This is a genomic window from Mesorhizobium sp. M7A.F.Ca.CA.004.12.1.1, from assembly GCF_003997835.1.
In the GTDB taxonomy this organism is placed as follows: domain Bacteria; phylum Pseudomonadota; class Alphaproteobacteria; order Rhizobiales; family Rhizobiaceae; genus Mesorhizobium.
Genome location: NZ_RZRK01001051.1, coordinates 1 through 1,748, shown reverse-complemented (window position 1 = coordinate 1,748; position 1,748 = coordinate 1). Strand labels below are relative to the sequence as shown.

2 protein-coding genes are annotated in these 1,748 nt (G+C 63.7%); one reads left to right on the top strand and one right to left on the bottom strand.

The features are described from left to right. Positions 1-203: 203 nt before the first annotated feature. The gene (locus EN984_RS33455; RefSeq protein ID WP_127272471.1) at positions 204-1,202 is read left to right on the top strand and encodes an ABC transporter ATP-binding protein; all 999 of its coding nucleotides are present in this window, start codon (positions 204-206) and stop codon (positions 1,200-1,202) included. A gap of 165 nt (positions 1,203-1,367) precedes the next feature. Here EN984_RS33455 and EN984_RS33450 read toward each other — a convergent pair. Beyond that, positions 1,368-1,748 (bottom strand): fumarylacetoacetate hydrolase family protein (locus EN984_RS33450; protein WP_164765870.1); only part of this gene is annotated, 381 nt, incomplete at its 5' end.

The window sequence follows — 1,748 nt, the reverse complement described above, 5'->3', positions numbered from 1 at the left end:
GCGCTCTACGGCGCCCCCCTCTGGCCTGCTGGCCATCTCCCCCTCAAGGGGGGAGATCAGCTTTCGGCACGGCCTTCGCCAATCACCAACGTTGAAAAGAGTGCGGCGGCGTCAAAGCTGCCAATCTCCCCACTTGAGGGGGAGATGGCCGGCAGGCCAGAGGGGGGTGTCTTGGCGCCCACATTCCAATCCGGAGGAACGAAGTGGGCTCGCTGAACATCGAGAACGTGAAGAAGGCCTTTGGGCCGGTCGAGGTGCTGAAGGGCATCAACCTCGAAGTGAACGACGGCGAGTTCGTTGTCTTCGTCGGCCCCTCCGGCTGCGGTAAGTCGACCTTGCTCAGGGTCATTGCCGGACTGGAGGATTCGACCTCGGGCCGTGTTGTGATCGACGGCGCGGACGTCTCGGCCACGCCGCCGGCCAAGCGCGGCATCGCCATGGTGTTCCAGACCTATGCGCTCTACCCGCATCTGACGGTGAAGAACAATATGGGCCTTGGCCTCAAGCAGGCCGGCACGCCCGCCCCGGAGATCGAGCGCCGCATCGGCATCGCCTCGTCGATGCTGTCGCTGGAGCCCTATCTCGAAAGGCGGCCGGCCGAACTCTCCGGCGGCCAGCGTCAGCGCGTCGCCATCGGCCGCGCCGTGGTGCGCGAACCCAAGCTTTTTCTCTTCGACGAGCCATTGTCCAACCTCGATGCGGCACTGCGCGTCAACACAAGGCTGGAGATCGCGCAGCTGCATCGCCGGCTGAAGGCAACGATGATCTACGTCACCCACGACCAGGTCGAGGCGATGACGCTGGCCGACAAGATCGTGGTGCTCAACGCAGGGAAAATCGAGCAGATCGGTGGCCCGATGGAGCTCTACAATTCGCCGGCAAATGAGTTCGTCGCCGGCTTCATAGGCTCACCGAAGATGAATTTCGTCGACGGCGCCAGGCTTGGCGAAACCGCCAAGACCATCGGCGTGCGGCCGGAACATTTGACCGTCGATCCGAAATCCGGCGCCTGGAAGGGAACGGTGGTGCACGCCGAGCACCTCGGCGCCGACACCAACCTTTATCTCGATTGCGAGAAGGCCGGTCTGATTACCGTGCGGATTTTCGGTGTTTATGATGCCGAGCCGGGTGCGACGCTGTATGCGACGCCGGATCCGGGGAAGACGTATCGGTTTGGTGCGGATGGGAAAGTGCTGAAGTAGCGCGGCGGCGCACCCCCCTCACCCAGCCTCCGCTTCGCTCGGCTGACCTCTCCCCGAGGGGAGAGGAGATTGTCAGCGCCGCCGCTCACCTCTTCTCCCCAGCGGGGAGAAGGTGGCCGCGAAGCGGCCGGATGAGGGGGCAGCGCTGACCCCGAAATGTAGTGCCTACAAATCAGCCTTGAACGTCTGCTTCTGCTGGCCCAGGCCCTCGATTCCCAGCTCCACCACATCGCCGGCCTTCAAGAACACCGGCGGCTTCATGCCCAGCCCGACGCCGGGCGGCGTGCCGGTGGAGATGATGTCGCCGGGGTGCAGCGACATGAACTGGCTGAGATAGGAAACCAGATACTTGACGCCATAGACCATGGTCTTGGTCGAGCCGTTCTGCATCGTCTTGCCGTTGACCGTCAGCCACATTTTGAGGTTCTGCGGATCGGCCACTTCGTCCTTGGTTACCAGCCATGGGCCGGTCGGGCCGAACGTGTCGCAGCTCTTGCCCTTGGTCCACTGGCCCTGCCGCTCGGCCTGGAAGGCGCGCTCGGAGAC